Annotated in this window: 17 protein-coding genes; 6 read left to right on the top strand and 11 right to left on the bottom strand. The window is 67.8% G+C overall.

The genetic code is table 11. The features are described from left to right. Positions 1-99: 99 nt before the first annotated feature. The 4 genes from AVAK2825_RS13345 to AVAK2825_RS13330 are packed head-to-tail and all read right to left on the bottom strand — an operon-like array spanning position 100 to position 3,350. The gene (locus AVAK2825_RS13345) at positions 100-1,686 is read right to left on the bottom strand and encodes a RimK family ATP-grasp domain-containing protein (protein WP_284399350.1); all 1,587 of its coding nucleotides are present in this window, start codon (positions 1,684-1,686) and stop codon (positions 100-102) included. A 1-nt stretch (position 1,687) separates the two neighbouring features. Continuing rightward, a complete protein-coding gene (locus AVAK2825_RS13340) occupies positions 1,688-2,833 on the bottom strand; it encodes a GNAT family N-acetyltransferase/peptidase C39 family protein (RefSeq protein WP_284399348.1) in 1,146 nt (381 codons plus the stop codon). After that, positions 2,826-2,957: a hypothetical protein gene (locus AVAK2825_RS13335; protein WP_272564113.1), complete on the bottom strand. Its 132-nt coding sequence runs from the start codon at positions 2,955-2,957 to the stop codon at positions 2,826-2,828. The genes AVAK2825_RS13340 and AVAK2825_RS13335 overlap by 8 nt, the downstream gene beginning before the upstream one ends. A 12-nt stretch (positions 2,958-2,969) precedes the next feature. Beyond that, a complete protein-coding gene (locus tag AVAK2825_RS13330; RefSeq protein WP_284399342.1) occupies positions 2,970-3,350 on the bottom strand; it encodes a hypothetical protein in 381 nt (126 codons plus the stop codon). A gap of 169 nt (positions 3,351-3,519) precedes the next feature. Between AVAK2825_RS13330 and nth the strand changes: the two genes are divergently transcribed. Next, positions 3,520-4,158, top strand: coding sequence for an endonuclease III (gene nth, locus AVAK2825_RS13325; protein ID WP_284399340.1), 639 nt, complete (start codon positions 3,520-3,522; stop codon positions 4,156-4,158). Between the two features lie 133 nt (positions 4,159-4,291). Here the strand turns inward: nth and AVAK2825_RS13320 are convergent, their stop codons facing one another. After that, positions 4,292-5,374 carry a YcjF family protein gene (locus AVAK2825_RS13320; RefSeq protein WP_502870534.1) on the bottom strand — a complete coding sequence of 361 codons (1,083 nt, stop codon included), beginning with the start codon at positions 5,372-5,374 and terminating at the stop codon, positions 4,292-4,294. Between the two features lie 355 nt (positions 5,375-5,729). Here AVAK2825_RS13320 and AVAK2825_RS13315 point away from each other — a divergent pair, with 355 nt between their 5' ends. Next, complete coding sequence (locus tag AVAK2825_RS13315) at positions 5,730-7,064, top strand: MFS family transporter (RefSeq protein ID WP_284399337.1); 1,335 nt, start codon at positions 5,730-5,732, stop codon at positions 7,062-7,064. A gap of 321 nt (positions 7,065-7,385) precedes the next feature. Next, complete coding sequence (locus AVAK2825_RS13310) at positions 7,386-8,966, top strand: tyrosinase family protein (RefSeq protein WP_284399334.1); 1,581 nt, start codon at positions 7,386-7,388, stop codon at positions 8,964-8,966. Between the two features lie 78 nt (positions 8,967-9,044). On the opposite strand, the gene AVAK2825_RS13305 is transcribed toward AVAK2825_RS13310, so the two are convergent. The 6 genes from AVAK2825_RS13305 to AVAK2825_RS13280 all read right to left on the bottom strand — a co-directional run bounded on the left by AVAK2825_RS13305 (position 9,045) and on the right by AVAK2825_RS13280 (position 15,124). Further along, entirely contained in the window at positions 9,045-9,812 is a 768-nt protein-coding gene (locus AVAK2825_RS13305) for an aspartate/glutamate racemase family protein (RefSeq protein WP_284399331.1), read from the bottom strand. 31 nt (positions 9,813-9,843) lie between these two features. After that, entirely contained in the window at positions 9,844-10,650 is an 807-nt protein-coding gene (locus AVAK2825_RS13300; protein ID WP_502870533.1) for a GntR family transcriptional regulator, read from the bottom strand. Further along, a complete protein-coding gene (locus tag AVAK2825_RS13295; RefSeq protein ID WP_272564119.1) occupies positions 10,647-11,546 on the bottom strand; it encodes an ABC transporter permease in 900 nt (299 codons plus the stop codon). Before AVAK2825_RS13295 ends, AVAK2825_RS13300 begins: the two co-directional genes overlap by 4 nt. 92 nt (positions 11,547-11,638) lie before the next feature. Next, entirely contained in the window at positions 11,639-12,553 is a 915-nt protein-coding gene (locus tag AVAK2825_RS13290) for an ABC transporter permease (protein WP_284399325.1), read from the bottom strand. Positions 12,554-12,639: 86 nt separating this feature from the next. Beyond that, the gene (locus AVAK2825_RS13285; RefSeq protein ID WP_284399323.1) at positions 12,640-13,923 is read right to left on the bottom strand and encodes an ABC transporter substrate-binding protein; all 1,284 of its coding nucleotides are present in this window, start codon (positions 13,921-13,923) and stop codon (positions 12,640-12,642) included. A 112-nt stretch (positions 13,924-14,035) separates the two neighbouring features. Continuing rightward, on the bottom strand, positions 14,036-15,124 hold the full coding sequence (locus tag AVAK2825_RS13280; RefSeq protein ID WP_284399321.1) for an ABC transporter ATP-binding protein: 1,089 nt from the start codon (positions 15,122-15,124) through the stop codon (positions 14,036-14,038). A gap of 272 nt (positions 15,125-15,396) precedes the next feature. Between AVAK2825_RS13280 and AVAK2825_RS13275 the strand changes: the two genes are divergently transcribed. From AVAK2825_RS13275 to AVAK2825_RS13265, 3 genes are all read left to right on the top strand, one after another. After that, positions 15,397-16,275, top strand: coding sequence for a DUF6402 family protein (locus AVAK2825_RS13275; RefSeq protein WP_284399318.1), 879 nt, complete (start codon positions 15,397-15,399; stop codon positions 16,273-16,275). A 1-nt stretch (position 16,276) separates the two neighbouring features. Beyond that, on the top strand, positions 16,277-16,681 hold the full coding sequence (locus tag AVAK2825_RS13270; protein ID WP_284399309.1) for a hypothetical protein: 405 nt from the start codon (positions 16,277-16,279) through the stop codon (positions 16,679-16,681). A gap of 199 nt (positions 16,682-16,880) precedes the next feature. Next, positions 16,881-17,264, top strand: coding sequence for a hypothetical protein (locus AVAK2825_RS13265; RefSeq protein WP_284399306.1), 384 nt, complete (start codon positions 16,881-16,883; stop codon positions 17,262-17,264). Position 17,265: the final 1 nt, after the last annotated feature.

Genomic DNA, 17,265 nt, shown 5'->3' with positions numbered 1-17,265 from the left:
CGGCACGGCCGGTCTTCGGGGATTTTCGCCGCCCCGGCTTGCCCTGTGCCGGGCCGGGGTTTGGCCGGAGCTTTGCCAGGCCGCCGGCCCTGCCGCGCCCTACCGCGCGGGCAAGGTCGCACCGGTGCCGGCGGGCTCGGACCGCCACGCCGGCCCCTGGCGGGCGGCCGGGTTCCGCTGCGACGGCCCGCTGCACAGGGGCGCAGCGCCCTCCCGGTTCAGCCGCCAGTCCATGCGAGCGAGCAGATGCCCCAGCAGCGTGCGGTACAGCGCATCGCCCACCAGCGCATCCTCCACGCCGGCGTCCAGGTTGGGGTTGTCGTTGATCTCGATCACATGGGCGCCGGCCGCATTGCACTTGAGGTCCACGCCGTAAAAACCGTTGCCGACCAGCCGCGCCGCGCGCGTGGCGGCCTGCAGCACCGGCGGCGGCACGGCATCCAGGGACACGGCCTGAGTGCGGCCCTCCACGTACCCGCCGTCTTCGCCGTGCTGCAGGATCTGCCAGTGGCCTTCGCACATGTAGTACTTCGCTGCGAACAGAGGCTCCCCGCCCACCAGGCCGATGCGCCAGTCGAAGTCGGTGTACATGAACTCCTGCAGCAGGATGATCCCGGACTCGCGGAGCATTTCGCGCGCAATGGCGTGCAGCGCCTCGGCGTTCTCGGCCTTCTTCACGCTGCGGCTGAACGAGCCATCCGGCACCTTCACCACCACCGGGTAGGCCAGGCCCCGCGGCAGATCGCCCAGCGTGCGGCGGCTCACGAGGTGCGTGCGCGGCGTGGCGATGCCGTGGCCCTTGAGCAGTTCGGCCAGGTACGCCTTGTTGGTGCATCGCAGGATGGACACCGGATCGTCGATCACCGGCATGCCCTCGGCCGCGGCTTTCTTGGCGAACTGGAAGGTGTGGTGGTTGACCGCCGTGGTCTCGCGGATGAAGAGCGCATCGAACTGGGTCAGGCGCGAGAAATCCTTCTTCTCGATCAGTTCGACCGCGATGCCCATGCCGTGGCCCAAGTCCACGATCTTCTGCAGCGTGCGGCGGCTGGACGGCGGCAGCGGGTCGTTGGGGTCGTGCAGGATGGCCAGGTCCATGCGCGGCGCCGCCACCGGCGCGGCAGGCCGCCAGTGGCGGCGCGTGAAATGCGCCAGGGCCTCGTCGAACAGGCCGTCGCGGTGGGCGTCCACATCGCGCGGATCCAGCGATTGCAGCGCGGCGACGTGCCAGCCGGGCGATGGCTCGCGCCGCTGCAGATGCAGCCGCAGCAGCGGGCAGCGGAACAGCTCGAAGCCCTTGCGCGCGAGGGCGGTCAACTCCGCATCCTCGGTGCGGCCGAAGAACACGTCCAGGGTGAGCGAGCTGACGGACTGCGGCACGCTGTCCAGCGGACCGATCAGGCGGTCCAGCGCGGCCAGCGAAGCCGCCTGCGGCTTGCCGCGCTGCAGGGCCATGATGGTCTCGACGCTGGGCGTGACCCGGTCGCCCCGCGCTTCGGCCAGCAGCGAGCAGTAGTAGCCCATGCCCAGGTAGCTGTAGTTGCGGCACAGGTTGGTGACCTTGCGCGCACGCGCTCGCGGGCGCGGCTCCTCGGCGATGAACGCCTCCGCGGTGACGATGCGCACCCCAGGGTCGCTCCAGCGGAAATCCGAGCGTCTTTCCACCACGATCACATGTTCTGAAGTCACTTCAAGGCTTTCTGGACAGGATGACGGCCGCTGTCCGGCGGCGGCGCCCGTAGCGGGCCATCTTCTTGAATTCGGACAGGCTCACCGACACGCCGCCATCGCCCTCGCCCGAACGGGCCATGGGGTCCAGCACCCGGAAGACCGTGCCGTCGAAGCCGGTGATGACGACCCAGTGCGGTGCCTTTTCGCGGTGCAGCCGCCACAGGCTGATGAGCACGATGGGCACGTGCCCGTGGCGCAACTGCTCGATCACGCCCTCGGGCGAGACGGGCAGCGCGAACACCGGCGCGCCATGCGCCACCAGTTCGGCGCGGAAATCGTCCTCCACGTGCTGGATCACGCGCTTCTTGTGGGGCTCGCGCACGCTGTCCATGAAGAGCGACGAGCCCGCGGCGGCGTACACCGCCACACCGAAGCCACGGCGCAGGGCGGCGCAGGCAAGGCCGAACGGGCCGCAGCCGCCATGGCCCGCGGCCATGAACACCGTGGTCGCCTCGCGCCACAGGCGGATCTCGGCGGCCTGGTCCAGCACGGTGTCCGGCGCCAGGGCCGACATGGCGATCAGCAGCGCGCAAGGGCCGCAGGTGAAGTCCAGCGTCTGTCCGTAGTGCCGGGCCCCGGGCAGCATCAGCCGGTCCCGGCGGTGGCCGTCGAACACGTCCTTCTCGAAGCGGATCGCATCCGCGCCGTCCGCGTAATAGGCGGGCGCGCGGCCCACCGCCACGAACCCGAAGCGCTGGAACAGCCGGTGGGCGGCCACGTTCTCGGCCCGGCTCTCCAGGCGCAGCAGGGCGCAGCCCCAATGGCGCGCGCAGTCCAGCGCCTCCGCCAGGAACGCACTGGCGATGCCGCCGTGGCGCGCCTGGGGCGCCACCGCGATGGAATACAGCCGCGCCACCGAAGTGCCCTGGCGGCGCAGGACCACGCAGGCGCCCAGCAGCGCGCCGCCGCCCGGGACCGCGCCCGCCGCCGGCCGCGCCACCATCACGCGGGCCGAACGGCTGCGCAGCAGGCGCCGCCAGCTCGGCAGCGAGATGCGGTCTCCCAGGAACGAAGCGCGCTCGATCGCCTCCAGCGCGCGGGCATCGGCAGGCACGCCGGCATCGATCGCCCGCCCGGGCGTGGCACGGGGCCGGGCCTCATTCATGATCGCGCCCGCTGTCCGGGCGCGGGGCCGGGCGCTCCATCCAGTACAGCAGGCACCAGGCGCCGCCCAGCGGCAGGAAGACCACGAGCAGGGCCAGAAAGAGGTGCAGGGCAACGTCGTGCATGGCGTCCGGATCTCAGTGCATCCAGTGGGTGGGCCGGGCGATGCGGCCGAATTCCGCGCAGGGCATGCCGGCCGTCAGCAGCCGCAGGCACGCGGCCAGTTCGCCGCGGCGCACGTTCATCTCGATGCGGATGCAGTGCCGGGCCGCATCCACGTCGATGCGGTAGCCCTGCACCCGCGGGCCCAGGATGCGGTGCAGCGAGCGGCGCCCTTCCAGCACGTCGGTGTGAAAGAGGCGCAGCGGCAGCACGACGATGTCGCTGTCGGCCGGCGGCCGGGCCTCCAGGGCCACGCGGTGAAGGGTCGGAAAAGCGCATGAATGCGGCATGGGGCGAGTCGCCGCCACGGGGCCGGAGGGGTGCCGGCGGGCGGTGGCGGGCTGCGGGTGGAACATGGCCCCAGTCTAGGAACGCCGGCATAAAAACGCCGTAAAAAATGCGCCGGCGCCCGTCAATTCCCCGTCAACCCGCCCGGGCGGCGACCCGCCGCCGGGCCGGCAGGCGCCCGGGCGGCCGGCTGCGGGACAATGCGGCTCCCCGCGTGCCCACAACGACATTCCCACCATGAAGACCGCGCAGATCGAACCCTTCTTCGCCGCCCTGAAGGCCGCCAACCCCATGCCCAACACGGAGCTGGAATACACCACGGTGTTCGAGCTGCTGACCGCGGTGCTGCTCTCGGCCCAGGCCACCGACGTGGGCGTGAACAAGGCCACGCGCAAGCTATTTCCGGTGGCAGGCACGCCGCAGGCCATCCTCGACCTCGGGCTGGAAGGGCTGGAGGGCTACATCAAGACCATCGGGCTGTACCGCAGCAAGGCCCGGCACCTGATGGCCACCTGCCGCATCCTGGTGGAGCAGCACGGCGGCGTGGTGCCCCGCACCCGCGAGGCGCTGGAGGCCCTGCCCGGCGTGGGCCGCAAGACGGCCAACGTGGTGCTGAACGTGGCGTTCGGCCAGCCCACCATGGCGGTGGACACGCACATCTTCCGCGTCAGCAACCGCACGGGCCTCGCGCCCGGCAAGAACCCGCTGGCGGTGGAACTGCAGCTCATGAAGCGTGTTCCTGCGGCCTACGCGGTGGACTCGCACCACTGGCTGATCCTGCTGGGCCGCTACGTGTGCCAGGCGCGCAAGCCGCGCTGCTGGGAATGCGTGGTGGCGCCGTACTGCGACTACCAGCCCAAGACCCCGCCGCCGTGACAGGACGGCTGGGCATCAAAAGTGCCTCCAGCACAATTGATACTAGGGCATATAGCTATATTTTTAATAGCAAACCAACCCTGGCACCCGGGGTGGCGGATTCACTCCATGACCGGCACCGCGCGCCGCCGGATCAGGCGCGCAGTTCGCGCAGCAGCTTGCCCACATCGAGGCCCTGCGCACGTTGCTGGATCTGCGGCGCGTAGCGCTGCTGCAGGTTGCGCGCCTCGTCCACCGTGCGCGAGAAGGACGTTTTGAGCGCGTCCTTGCCCAGCGTGCGGCCCCCGGCGTAGTAGCGCTGCGCCACCTTGCCCAGCGCGTACGTGGTGGCGAACGAGAACGCCGAGCCCGTGGCGGCGCTGCCCACCGCGCGGCCCATGCCGCCCATCACCTTGCCCAGCAGCCCGCCCACCAGCTTGCGGCCGAACTGCTCCACGTACTGCGAGGTGAGGCCCACGCCCACCGTGGCGAGAAAGTCGGTGATGTGGCCCTTGTCCAGCTCGTAGTCGTACAACTTGCCGATGCGGTAGACCAACCGCGTCTGCAGCGGAATGATCGCCATGGAGGCCAGCGACTGCGGCAGCAGCTCCAGCGCCCCGTTCAGGATGGAGGCATTCAGCACCATGGAGTCGATCTCGGCCGCATGGGGATCGACGGCCGGCGCCGGCGCGCCACCCGGTACCGGCGCTGGCACCGGTGCCAGCGCCTGGCCCGGGGCGGAGACGGCCGCGGTGCCCGCCGCCACCGCCGCAGCGGCGCCCGCCCCCGCCACGGCGATCGCGGCAGGCTCGGCCCAAACCTGCGATGCGCCTTGCGAATCAACGGGCGCATCGCGCAGGGGCGCAGCCGCCAGCGCATCGGCCTCGCGCACCACGGCGGCGGCTTCGTCCGGCGCCATCTGCAGGGCCGCGCCCAGGCGTTGCAGAAAGGCCTTTTCCTGGGCATTGCACACGCCGTCGGCATCGCACACGCCCACGGCCATTTCGTAGGCCAGTTGGCGCAGCGCGGGCGTGTCCAGCGCCTGGGCCGCGTCCTCGATGCGCACGCGCTGCAGCAGCACGTCCTGGTAGAGCTTCATCAGGTCCAGGCCGGTGCCGGCGCTGAGGGACTCGGCCAGCTGGCGCAGGTGCTCGCGCTCGCGCTCGTCCTTGTGTTCGTCGGCAAAGGCCGCCATCAGGCTGATGGCCATCACGGCGCGGGTGTGTTCGGGTTGCATGGATCGGTATTCCTCGGGTGGCAAAAACGAAAAGGCATCAAAGGGGAGAGGCGGTCGGCCGGCGCCGCGTGGCCGTGCCGCCGGCCTCCAACAGGCTGGCGGGCCGGCGCGGTGCCGATCCGGGTTCCCGCTGCGCTGTGTGCGTTGGTTTTGCAGAGGAAGGAAAGCGCAGCCGCCGCAATGGCGGAGCGATCCCCGGGCTGCATCTAGGAGCGAAAGCGCGGTTTTCAATAGGCTGGTGGCGCGATGCCGGATTTGGCTGACAGCCAGGACTTCGTCGTCCCGACGACAATGCGGCCTGCCACAACAACACACCCTGCATGCCGCGCATGCGGACCAGAAAGGCCCGTCTTCCATGACTGCATCCGTCCCCACCGCGGCCGACGCCGACGCGCCCGCGCCCGCGCCCCGCGCCTACACCGCCGAGGAGAAGCGCCACCGCGTCTTCTCCATCATGGCGGCCTCGTCGGGCAACCTCGTCGAATGGTTCGACTTCTACGTGTATGCCTTCTCGGCGCTGTACTTCGCGCCGGCCTTCTTCCCCAAATCGGACCCCACCGCCCAGTTGCTGAACACCGCCGGCGTGTTCGCCGCGGGCTTTCTCATGCGGCCCATCGGCGGGTGGCTGTTCGGGCGCATCGCGGACAAGTACGGGCGCAAGACCTCGATGCTGATTTCGGTCACCATGATGTGCGCGGGCTCCCTCGTCATCGCCGGCCTGCCCACCTATGCCGCCATCGGCGCCTGGGCGCCCTTCCTGCTGCTGATGTGCCGCCTGTTCCAGGGGCTGTCGGTGGGCGGCGAATACGGCACCACCGCCACCTACATGAGCGAGGTGGCGCTGCGCGGCCAGCGCGGCTTCTTCTCCTCGTTCCAGTACGTGACGCTGATCGGCGGGCAGCTGCTGGCGGTGCTGGTCATCGTGATCCTGGAGACGCTGCTGAGCGAGGCCGAGCTGAAGGCCTGGGGCTGGCGCATTCCGTTCGTGATCGGCGCCATCTCGGCCGTGGTCGCGCTGCTGCTGCGCCGCACCCTGCACGAGACGCAGACCGACGCCGCCAAGCAGAACAAGGAGGCCGGCACCATGGGCGGGCTGTTCCGCCACCACAAGGCGGCCTTCTTCACCGTGCTGGGCTACACGGCCGGCGGCTCGTTGATCTTCTACACGTTCACCACCTACATGCAGAAATACCTGGTGAACACGGTGGGCCTGCCCATCAAGACCACCAGCTACGTGATGACCTGCGCGCTGTTCGTGTACATGTGCATGCAGCCGCTGTTCGGGGCGCTGTCGGACCGCATCGGCCGGCGCAACAACATGCTGCTGTTCGGCGCGCTGGGCGCGCTGTGCACGGTGCCCATCCTCACGGCGCTGCAGCACACGACCAGCCCCTACGTCGCCTTCGTGCTGATCGCGCTGGCCCTGGCCATCGTGAGCTTCTACACCTCCATCAGCGGCATCGTGAAGGCCGAGATGTTCCCGCCCGAGGTGCGCGCACTGGGCGTCGGCCTGGCCTACGCGGTGGCCAACGCGATCTTCGGCGGCTCGGCCGAATATGTCGCGCTGGGGCTCAAATCCATCGGCCATGAGACGGTATTCTTCTGGTACGTGACCGGCATGATGGTGCTGGCGTTCGTGGTCAGCCTGCGCCTGCCGCGCCAGGCGAGCTATCTGCACCACGACCATTGACGGGGCCGGCCCGGCCGCGTCGGTCGGGCTGCACCGCCCCCCCCCCCGCATCGCCCCGCGCCCTGCCGCCGAGCGCCTGGGCCACCGAATTCAGAACTTTTAAGGTGCCGGCCAGCGGACTCGCCAGCGGCGGCACCCGGTGCGCTGCAGCGCAAAAAATCCATGCCCGACAAGGACTTGGCGCTGCCATCGGGCCGCGCCAGCACCCCGCGCAGCCCTTCGCCCGCGCCTTCGCGGGCCGCGCTCCCCCGCGTACATTGATCGCCGTGGCACGGGCCCTGACCCGCGCCACGGCAAAAAATCAATTCGGAGGACCGCGGCATGAGCCATTCCCATACTTCCCGCAGGCAAGCCCTGCAGCACCTGGCCAGCCTGACCGCCGGCTTTTCGTTGTGGAGCCTGCAGCACAGTGCCGCCTGGGCACAGAACCCGGCCGACAACCCGCAGAACTGCGCCCCGCCCCCGCCGCCCGGCCCGGCCACGCCCTTCCAGGGCGGCAAGATCGCCGTCAAGCCACGCAAGAGCGCCTTCGCCCTGACCGACGCCGAGATCGCCAGCCTCACCAAGGGCTGGCAAGGGCTGCGTGACATCACCGCCCAGAACCCCAACAGCCCCACCGGCTGGCTGCGCCAGAGCTACGTGCACTGCTGGGCCTGCGGCGGCGGCACCGACGGCCAGCAGGGCGAGGAAATCCATTCGAGCTGGTGGTTCCCGCCATGGCACCGCGCCTACCTGTTCTTCCTGGAGCGCGCCCTGGTCAAGGCCTCGGGCGACCCCGACCTGCGCCTGCCGTACTGGGACTGGAGCACCCAGAGCCCCTCGACCCAGACCTTCCCGCAGATCTACGCCAGCGCCGGCAGCGCCCTGTACGACCCGCTGCGCAACCCCGCCAACGTGAAGCCGGGCGCCCGGATCCCTGCCGCCTTCGTGGGCCCGAAGGCCATGTCCATCGTGCTGAACTCGCCCACCTATGCCTTGTTCGGCGGGGTCAACACGGCCATCGGCGGCGGCAGCCCCGGCGCGCTGGAGACCATTCCCCACAACCACGTGCACGTGTGGACGGGCACCGATGGCAGCCAGTCGCCCAACTACGGCTCCGACATGGGCGTGCTCTCCACGGCCGCCCGCGACCCGGTGTTCTTCGCCCACCATTCCAACGTGGACCGCATGTGGAGCAGCTGGGTGGCGGTCGACCCCTCGCACACCAACCCGCCGGATGCGGACTGGAACGGCCACGCCTGGAACTTCTACGACGAAAACGGCGTGTGGACCTCCATGAAGGTCAGCGACGTCGTCAACTCCGAAAACCTGGGCTACGTGTACGACTCCCTGGCCACGCCCCCGAAGCCCCTGCGCAGCGCCGTGCGGACGGCAGGCGCCAGCCAGCCGGCACCGGCCGAGAACGCGGCCCTGGCGCATCCCGCGCAACCGCTGGTGGTGCTGGCCGCGCCGCAAAAGCGCAACCTGGGCACCGCGCCCGTCACGCACAAGGCCGCGCTGCCGGAGGGCTTTCGCAAGCCGCTCGCCGCGCTGGCGGCCAACCAGTCGTCGCGGCTGTACCTGCTGCACATCGACGACGTGACCACCCCGCCCGACCGCAGCGTGAGCGCCAAGGTGTACGTGAACCTGCCCAATGCCAACGCCAGCACCACCACCGAGTCGCCCAACTTCGTGGGAATGATCTCCAGCGTGGCCAAGACCACGCCCGCGAACACGGCGGGGCATGCGGCGCACCACCAGGCCGGTATCCGCTATTCGTTCGTGATCGACGAGGAGACGGCCCGCCTGATCGCACGGGACAAGGCCGTCACCGTCACGCTGGTGCCGGTGGACAGCAACGGCGCGACGCCGCGCCGGTCGCAACTGAACTACGGCCGGATCTCGCTCACGCCGCTGCCTTGAAGAACCGGCCCTGAAGGCCAGGCCCCGGCCCGACGCGCGGCATGCTGGCTGCGCAGCGGGCCGGGGCCTGCGCTTTTTTCAGGCCGCTGCGGCTCCGTCAGGTTGGCGCGACGCCAGCCCCAGCGCCGCCAGCTCGGGCGACACCCGCTCCCAGGCCACGTCGCACCGGGGCTGCGCGCGCTCGCTCGGCAACGCGGGCGTGCGCAGCGCCCATTGCGCGCCGGCCACCACGCTGTCGATCACCGGCACGCCCACCTCGGGCTGGATCGCGCCGGCCATGCCGGCCAGGCCCGCGCCCCCGAGGATGACGGCCTGCACGCCCATCTGCCGCACCACGTCGCGGCAGGCCTGGGCGAGCAGCGCCCGCGCCGCCGCAGGGTCCGCGGCCAGTTGCGCGCCGGTGGGTGCCACCGTGTGGATGCCCGCCAGCATGGGCGCATGCCCCAGTGCCTGCGCCAGGCGCTGAAGCATGGGCCCCCAGCGCTCGCCGCCGGTGACGATGCCGAAGCGCCCCTGCCGTGCCGCCGTGATGAAAGAGGCCTCGGCCAGCCCGGTCACCGGCACGGGGCTGCTCTCGCGCAGCGCCATCAGGCCCGGGTCGCCGAAGCAGCCGACCAGCACCGCATCGGGCGCGCTGCCGCCGTCCGCCAGCGCCGCGGCCCAGGCGTCCAGCGCGGCGTGGGAGGCCACCGCGTAGCTGGCCTCGCAGGCGATGTAGGGCGCGCCGAACCGGGCCGTGGCCGTGCGCACCCGCACGTGCGATCCGGCGGCGGCCTGCACGTGGCGCTGCAGCAAGGCGCTCACGCTGGCCGAGGTGTTGGGGTTGATGACGAGCAGTTGGCGCATGCGTTGCCTTCGTGTTCAGGTGCGCGGCGCGTCAGGCCGCGCGGCCCGCGCCCAGCAGTTGCACCAGGTCCGGCGCCGCGTCCTGCGGGGGCGTGAATTCGAGCTGCGATTCGATGCGCGCCAGGTGGTCGAGCATGCGCCGCGCGGCCTCGCCCGCATCGCGCAGGCGGATCGCGTCGATCAGCGCACGGTGCTCGCGGCAGCCGCAGGCCGTGGCCTCTTCGCGGGCCTGCACATGGCTGGGGCTGTAGGTCATGAGGATGAGCGAGGTGCGCGACACCAGCTCGCGCAGGATGCGCCCCAGCGTCTGGTGGCCGGCCGCCTGCGCGATGTGCAGGTGAAAGTCCCCCGACAGCCGGATCGCCCGGCGCATGTCGCCCGCCTGGCGCGAGGCCTCTTCGTCGGCCACGCTCTGCACCAGCCAGGCCACGTCTTGCGCGGTGGCCGTCTCCACGAAGAGCGACACCAGGCGCGGCTCGATCAGGCGGCGCGCCTCGAACACCTCGCGCGCCTCCTGCACCGTGGGCTGGGCGATGGAGGCGCCGCGGCGCGGCGTGAGGGTGACCACCTGCTCGCCCGCCAGGCGCACCAGCACCGGCCGCACGCGAGTGCGCGACACGCCGAAGGCCATGGCCAGCTTGTCTTCCACCAGCTTGGTGCCGGGCGGCAGGCGATGGTCCAGGATGGCCGAGACCATGCGCTCGTACATGTCGTTGTCGCTCAGCAGGCCGTCGTCGGCATCGGTCGCGGGCAGCGCGGCGGTGCGCGAGGACGCAGCCCTGCGGCGCGGCGCGGCCGCCGCACGGGGCGCGCGGCCGGCGGGTGCGGGAGGCTTCATCGGGCGGCCCCCGCGCGGCGCCCGCGCCCGAGCAGCCACACCAGCGCCAGCGTGAGCCCCATCACCACGAAAGAGACCACCGTGGTCAGCGTGCCCAGCGCGTAGATCGACGGCGTGGTCACGGTCGATGTCAGCCCCTGCAGTTCCAGCGGCAGCGTGTTCACGTCGCCGATGGCCTGCGAGGTGCGGGCGATCTCGTCCCAACTCAGCGTGAAGCCGAACATGCCGATGCCCACCACCGACGGCGCCACCAGCGGCAGCACCACGTGCGCAAAGCCCTGCCACGGCGTGGCGCCCAGGTCCCTCGCCGCCTCTTCGTACGCCGGGTTGAAGCGGTTGAACACCGCGAACATGATGAGCAGGCCGAACGGCAGCGTCCACGTGAGGTGCGCGCCCAGGGCCGAGGTGAACAGGCCCAGCGAGGTGCCGAAGCCCTCCAGCGTCTCCTGCAGGCCCAGCCAGCCCAGCACCGCCTTGATGGCGGTATCGATCAGGCGGAACTCCAGCCCGATGCCCAGCGACACAATGATGGACGGCATGATGAGACTGGCCACCACCACGAAGAACAGCGTGTTGCCGCCCGCCAGCCGCTTGCGAAAGGCCAGGCCCGCCAGCACCGACAGCACCACGGTGCACGCCATCACGGCCAGCCCGAGGGCGAGCGAACGCCGCAGCGCCGCGCCGATGTCCACCACGCCCAGCCCCTCGGCCAGCTGGCGGAACCAGTGCAGCGACAGGCCGCGCATCGGAAAGGTCAGCCCGCCTTCGGGGCCCTGGAAGCTCAGCACGAAGATGACCAGCATGGGCCCGTACATGAACAGCACGAACAGAACGAACACCATCGCCAGCAGCCAGAAGCTGAGCGGGCGCGGCTCGCGCAGGCGGGTTTTGTTCATGGAAAGGGCCTCCATGCCGAGGGAAAGACCAAGGGGGCGGTGCCCGCGCGGGGCACTGCGGAAAAGGATGTGCGTGCGTGAACGGCCATGGCTCAAAGCTCCTTGCGGATGTCCACCAGCCGCGTGAGCCCGTAGATGATCATCAGCACGACGGCCAGCAGGATCACGGCGTTGGCCGCCGCCAGCGGAAACTGCAGGTACGAGGTCTGCACCTGGATGATCTTGCCCACCGAGGCGATCTGCTGCCCGCCCATCACGCCGATGGTGACGAAGTCGCCCATGACGATGGTGATGACGAAGATCGAGCCGATGATGATGCCGGTGCGCGACAGGGGCACGATCACGTTCCACAGCGTCTGCCAGCCCGAGGCGCCGGAGTCGCTCGCGGCCTCCAGCAGGCTGCGGTCGATGCGCATCATGCTGTTGAAGATGGGCACGATCATGAACATGGTGTACAGGTGCACGAAGGCCAGCACCACGGAAAAATCGGAGAATAGCAGCCACTCGATCGGGGTCTGGATCAGGTGCAGGTCGATCAGCGTCTGGTTCACCAGCCCGTTGCGCCCCAGCAGCGGCACCCACGAGATCATGCGGATCACGTTGGAGGTCCAGAACGGGATGGTGCACAGCACGAACAGCAGCGTCTGCATGCCCGGCGAGCGCACGTGGAAGGCCAGGAAGTACGCCACCGCGAAGCCCAGCAGCAGCGTGATGCCCCACACCAGCAGGCTGAACTTGAGGGTGGACAGGTAGGTGCGCAGCGTGGTGCACAGGTCGGCCGTGTTGCCGCAGCCCTCGAACACCGACAGGTAGTTCTTGAAGGTGAAGCCGGGCAGCAGCTCGTATTCGTTGAAGTCCCAGAAGCTCACCATCAGGATGAGCCCGAGCGGAACCAGAAAGAACAGCACGAACACCGCGGTGAACGGCGCAGCCTGCCACCAGGCCGCGATGCCGCGGCCGGGCGCGGCGGCCACGGCGGCGGTATGGGAGGTCGAAGGAGGGCTCATGGTGCAGTGGAACGTGCTGAAAGGGACGACGAAAGGAGCATGCCAGTCGAAGAGGCCGGGCGGCAGGCGCCGCCCGGTTTCATCGGTCAGGCCGCGACGAATTCATTCCATTTCTGGACCATGTAGTTGTTCTCGTCCATCAGCGCGTTCCAGCAGGCGATGCCGCCCATGCGCGACTCGTAGCTGCCGCCGTCGCGCACGCTGCCGGCCTTGGCCAGCAGGTCGCCGTTCGGGCTCTTGATGTCCTGCGCGGCGGGCTTGCCTTCCATCCAGTAGGCCCACTCGTAGGCTTCCATCTTGGCCTTGGCGGTCTCCAGCACGGCGCTGTAGTAGCCCTGGCGGTTGAGGTAGGCGCCGGCCCAGCCGTCGAGGAACCAGTTGATGAACTCGTACGCGCCGTCCAGCTTCTTGCCCGACAGCGTGGCCGGCAGCCCGAAGCCCGCGGCCCAGGCGCGGTAGCCCTCCTTGAGCGGCTGGAAGTTGCAGGCGATGCCCTTGGTGCGCACCGCCGTCACGGCCGGACTCCACATGGACTGGATCACCACCTCGCCCGAGGCCATCAGGTTGACCGACTCGTTGAAGTCCTTCCACAGCGCGCGGAACTGGCCGGCGCGCTTGGCTTCGATCAGGGTCTTGATCGTGAGGTCGATCTCCTTCTTGGTCATGTTGCCCTTGTCGGGGTACTTGTACAGGCCCATGGCTTCGACCACCATCGCCGCATCCATGATGCCGATGGAAGGAATGTTCAGGATGGCCGTCTTGCCCTTGAACTCGGGGTTCAGCAGCTCGGCCCAGGAATCGATGGGGCGCTTGATCAGGTCGGGGCGGATGCCCAGCGTGTCGGCGTTGTACACGGTGGGAATCAGGCTCACGAACTGCGTCGGGCTCTTGGCGAACACCTTGCTCTTTTCGCCTTCGAGGTAGATCACCTTCTTGGGCGCGGTGCCCTGCTCGCCCACCGCCTTGCCGCCCACCATGCCCGTGGTGAACAGCGGGGTGATCTTGTCGGCATTCTTGATGCGCTTGGTGTCGATGCCCTTGAGGTTGCCCGTGGGCACGATCTTCTTGAGCGAGAAGTACTCGGTGTCGATCAGGTCGAAGCTGTTGGGCGCGGTGACGGCGCGCTTGGTCACGTCGTCCGTGGTCACGGCCACGTACTGGATCTCGATGCCCGTGTCGGCCTTGAATTTTTCAGCGATGGCCTTGTCCTGGTTCACCGCCGTGCCCAGGTAGCGCAGCACGATCTTCTCCTGCGCATGGATGGCCGGGAACATGCCGGCGGCCAGGATGCCGGCCGTGCCCTTGAGCAGCGAGCGGCGCTGCACGGCGGACGACGGGGCAGCGAGGGATTCGGAAGACGCATCGGACATGGAAAGCTCCTAGGTTGAACGAAGGGACAGGGGGAAAAGGGAAATCTTTTGTCAGCCGGCGGAGGCAGGAGCCGCGACGCCCGGTGGGTTGCGGCTGCCGGCCTGCAGCGCCTCAGACCGGCACCGCGACGGCGGCGCCTGCCGAGGCCGGTGTGGCCGGCGCCTGCAGCGGATGCGCGCGCTCAGGCCGCCAGTGCAGGCGCACCGCATCGCCCACCTGGTAAGGCCGGGCGGCATAGGCGTCTTCGGACACCATCACGGAATAGGCGGCGGTGGTGCTGGACGACACCACGGCGCCTTCGTCCTGCAGGCCCAGCAGCACGTAGGTGCCCTGGTACTCCACATCGGTCACCACCGCACCGATGTGGCTCGACCCGGCCGGCAGCGCCTCGCCCACCGCGGCGATCCGCAGGTGGTCGGTGCGCACGCCCACCGGGCCGGACGGTGTGGCGATCACGTTGTGCCCGCCCATGAAGCGCGCCACGAACTCGCTCGCGGGCTGGTTGTAGACCGTGTGCGGCGAACCGACCTGCTCGATGCGGCCATGGTTCATCACCACCATCGTGTCGGCCAGAGCCATGGCCTCTTCCTGCGAATGGGTCACGTGGATGAAGGTCAGGCCCAGTTCCTTTTGCCAGCGCCGCAGCTCGGCGCGCATCTGGATGCGCAGGAACGGGTCGAGCGCGGACAGCGGCTCGTCCAGCAGCAGCACGCGCGGCTCGGTGATGAGGGCGCGCGCCAGCGCCACGCGCTGCTGCTGCCCACCCGACAGCTCCGCCGGCTTGCGGTCGGCCAGGTGCCCCATCGCCACGCGCTCCAGCAGCGCCCGCGCGCGCGCCTGCCGCTCGGCCTTGCCCACGCCCTTCATCTTGAGACTGAAGGCCACGTTGTCCAGCGCGGACAGGTGGGGAAACAGCGCGAAGCTCTGGAACATCATCGCCGTGCCCCGCTCTGCTGCCGGCAGATCGGTGATGTTGCGGTTTTCCAGCAGCACATCGCCACTGGTCACCGACTCGTGCCCCGCGATCATGCGCAGCGTGGTGCTCTTGCCGCAGCCCGAAGGCCCCAGCAGGCAGCAGTAGCTGCCGCTGGCAATGCGCAGATCGATGCCATCGACGGCAGGCTTGCCCTGCGCGTAGCGCTTGGTCAGCGCAACGATTTCGATGGCGGCGGGGGCCGGGGGGTGGGAGGTGGCGTCCATGCCGGGGCATTACGCAAACGCCATGCCAGGCTGGAATACGGTTTTTGCACCGTTTTGTATACAAAACGACACGGCCAGGAAGATCGATGCACCGCTGTGGCGAATGAGGGCACCTTGGGCAATATTTGTTTTATTGTTACGTGATTTATATGCAAATAAAGTAAGAATGCGTTGCAAAGAGACCAGGGTTGCGGGGGAGCTTTTAAGATGCGCCGCGCGGTCGTTTGTATGGGAATGGCCGCAATGCCTTGCATCGATAAAAGGGAGGATTCATGACAAAAGATTTCAACGATGCCGCGCTTGCTGCGGCCCGGCTGGTGGCGAAGCCCATCAGCCTCGCTTCGAATTACCCAGCCGCTGGTTGCTTCAAGAACATTCAGCTGACCGATCTTCCTGCGGCCATGGAGAAGAACGGATTTCGCGTGGGCGCTGCCCTGATGCGTAAATGGTTCACGGGTGCGCCGTTCGCCATGCCGAGTGCCTGGAAAACAGGTGTAGGGGTAGACCACAGGTCTTTGACCGCGCAGCACATCGATACGTCGATCATCAGCATGCCTTGGGCGTTGCGTTTCGGAAGAACGCAGGAAACATATTTGGAACTCAAAAATGCCATTTCCGGTAACGGCTCAGAAAGAAGCCTGGCCTTTTCACAAAAGGAACTCTTCAACAACCTCCGAAAAGCGGGAAAGCTGGGAACGCATGCCACCCCGTTCGGCATCAGTCCTTTCGTGGTCGATGTGCACGAGACGGCCCATGTCAATGCCCGCTCTGTATCAGCGAACGGACTCGAAAAACTGACAGACCCGATTGATGACATGTATTGCGCATTGGGCGCTTTCACATTGCATGTCGCAGCAGAAGGCGTTGTGACGCCATTGGAAAACGCCGTAGCGCGCGCGCACCGCGTAGACATTCACAGCCTGGTTTTTTATATAAGAGACTGCTACGACTTCTCAGGCGAACAGATCCTTGGCAACTGGAACGCCAGTGAAGTGCGCAAGGTGCCTTCCTCAAATCTCTACATGGTGGAAAACGCCAGTTTCCGCGAATGGCGCTCACACCATCAAAAGGGTGGTGACTTCATTGTTTTCTCCGATCTTTATCGTGAAAGACTAAAGACCCCTTTGACTTGGCATTGCAAGGTGACTTGAGATGGCGATCCCCTTATCACCCCCCTCGCAAACTGCGCAGCGCAAAGCATTTTGGCGCAGATGGCAATGGTGGGCTGGGCTGATTTTTTGGCTCATCGCCTTGCTATCGCTCGCAGTCTGGCTGGTGTTTAACACCCCCATTCTTTTCGTACTGGCCAATTCCAGTTATTTCGGAAAGGCAGAGTTTTCCCACGCATCGCACTGTAAAAACACCAGCTATCGCCTGGATATTTACCTATACAAAAATGGGGATGGCTACGCTCAACTGGTGGACGGCTCAGGCCGCGCGCACGGCAGATCGCTTTTTTCAGATGGGACTGACCTGAGCCCGATCTGGTCAGACGATTGCAAGCAGGTAAGCATCAACACGGACAAAGATCCTGCTTTGTTGAGCGTACGGCCATGAAGCCGACTCAGCACCCAAATGTTCCGGTTCACGATGAATCCGTTCTCGCAAGAAGCAGCCATCGGTAATTCCTATCGGGCACATGGTTGCCACCGATTCAATGTCGGCTCCAGTCGATAACGCACCAATTTAAAAGTGCGTCCTCGACTGGCACATCCATCGGCTCGTATTCACTGAGCCCGCCTGCGACCCAACACCCATGAAATCCCCCACCTCTTCACTCTCCACCCATCGCGCGGCCTTCCGCCAGCCCCGCTTTTGGCAGACCTGGCCGCGATGGGCCTTGCTGCTTCTTGCGGGCGTGCCGATGGCCCTGCTGGCCGGCTCCCTGCTCTCCTCCCGCGCTTTCAACACCGCAGAGCTCATGCACACCGATGTGTGCGGCGGGAGTGACTACAGCCTGGAGTTCTACGACTACAGCGACGGCGCGGGCTACGTGAAACTGGTGGACCAGGCCGGGCGGTCGTATGGGCGCGCCGAGCATTCGGACGCCGACGCGCTTCGCCCGGTGTGGGCCGACGATTGCCTGTCGGTCACGGTCAGCACGGACCGGCGCCGCGTGCGGCTGGAGGTCAAGCCCTGAA

Source organism: Acidovorax sp. SUPP2825 (genome assembly GCF_030158995.1).
Lineage (GTDB): Bacteria > Pseudomonadota > Gammaproteobacteria > Burkholderiales > Burkholderiaceae_C > Paracidovorax.
This window is presented reverse-complemented; position numbering and strand designations above follow the sequence as displayed.

Coding starts and splice junctions, on each gene's coding strand:
- AVAK2825_RS13285 (WP_284399323.1), bottom strand. CDS start 13,923: ATGTCCGATGCGTCTTCCGAATCCCTCGCTGCCCCGTCGTCCGCCGTG.
- AVAK2825_RS13280 (WP_284399321.1), bottom strand. CDS start 15,124: ATGGACGCCACCTCCCACCCCCCGGCCCCCGCCGCCATCGAAATCGTT.
- AVAK2825_RS13320 (WP_502870534.1), bottom strand. CDS start 5,374: ATGCAACCCGAACACACCCGCGCCGTGATGGCCATCAGCCTGATGGCG.
- AVAK2825_RS13300 (WP_502870533.1), bottom strand. CDS start 10,650: ATGAAGCCTCCCGCACCCGCCGGCCGCGCGCCCCGTGCGGCGGCCGCG.
- AVAK2825_RS13305 (WP_284399331.1), bottom strand. CDS start 9,812: ATGCGCCAACTGCTCGTCATCAACCCCAACACCTCGGCCAGCGTGAGC.
- AVAK2825_RS13330 (WP_284399342.1), bottom strand. CDS start 3,350: ATGTTCCACCCGCAGCCCGCCACCGCCCGCCGGCACCCCTCCGGCCCC.
- AVAK2825_RS13340 (WP_284399348.1), bottom strand. CDS start 2,833: ATGAATGAGGCCCGGCCCCGTGCCACGCCCGGGCGGGCGATCGATGCC.
- AVAK2825_RS13295 (WP_272564119.1), bottom strand. CDS start 11,546: ATGAACAAAACCCGCCTGCGCGAGCCGCGCCCGCTCAGCTTCTGGCTG.
- AVAK2825_RS13310 (WP_284399334.1), top strand. CDS start 7,386: ATGAGCCATTCCCATACTTCCCGCAGGCAAGCCCTGCAGCACCTGGCC.
- AVAK2825_RS13265 (WP_284399306.1), top strand. CDS start 16,881: ATGAAATCCCCCACCTCTTCACTCTCCACCCATCGCGCGGCCTTCCGC.
- AVAK2825_RS13315 (WP_284399337.1), top strand. CDS start 5,730: ATGACTGCATCCGTCCCCACCGCGGCCGACGCCGACGCGCCCGCGCCC.
- AVAK2825_RS13335 (WP_272564113.1), bottom strand. CDS start 2,957: ATGCACGACGTTGCCCTGCACCTCTTTCTGGCCCTGCTCGTGGTCTTC.
- AVAK2825_RS13275 (WP_284399318.1), top strand. CDS start 15,397: ATGACAAAAGATTTCAACGATGCCGCGCTTGCTGCGGCCCGGCTGGTG.
- AVAK2825_RS13290 (WP_284399325.1), bottom strand. CDS start 12,553: ATGAGCCCTCCTTCGACCTCCCATACCGCCGCCGTGGCCGCCGCGCCC.
- nth (WP_284399340.1), top strand. CDS start 3,520: ATGAAGACCGCGCAGATCGAACCCTTCTTCGCCGCCCTGAAGGCCGCC.
- AVAK2825_RS13270 (WP_284399309.1), top strand. CDS start 16,277: ATGGCGATCCCCTTATCACCCCCCTCGCAAACTGCGCAGCGCAAAGCA.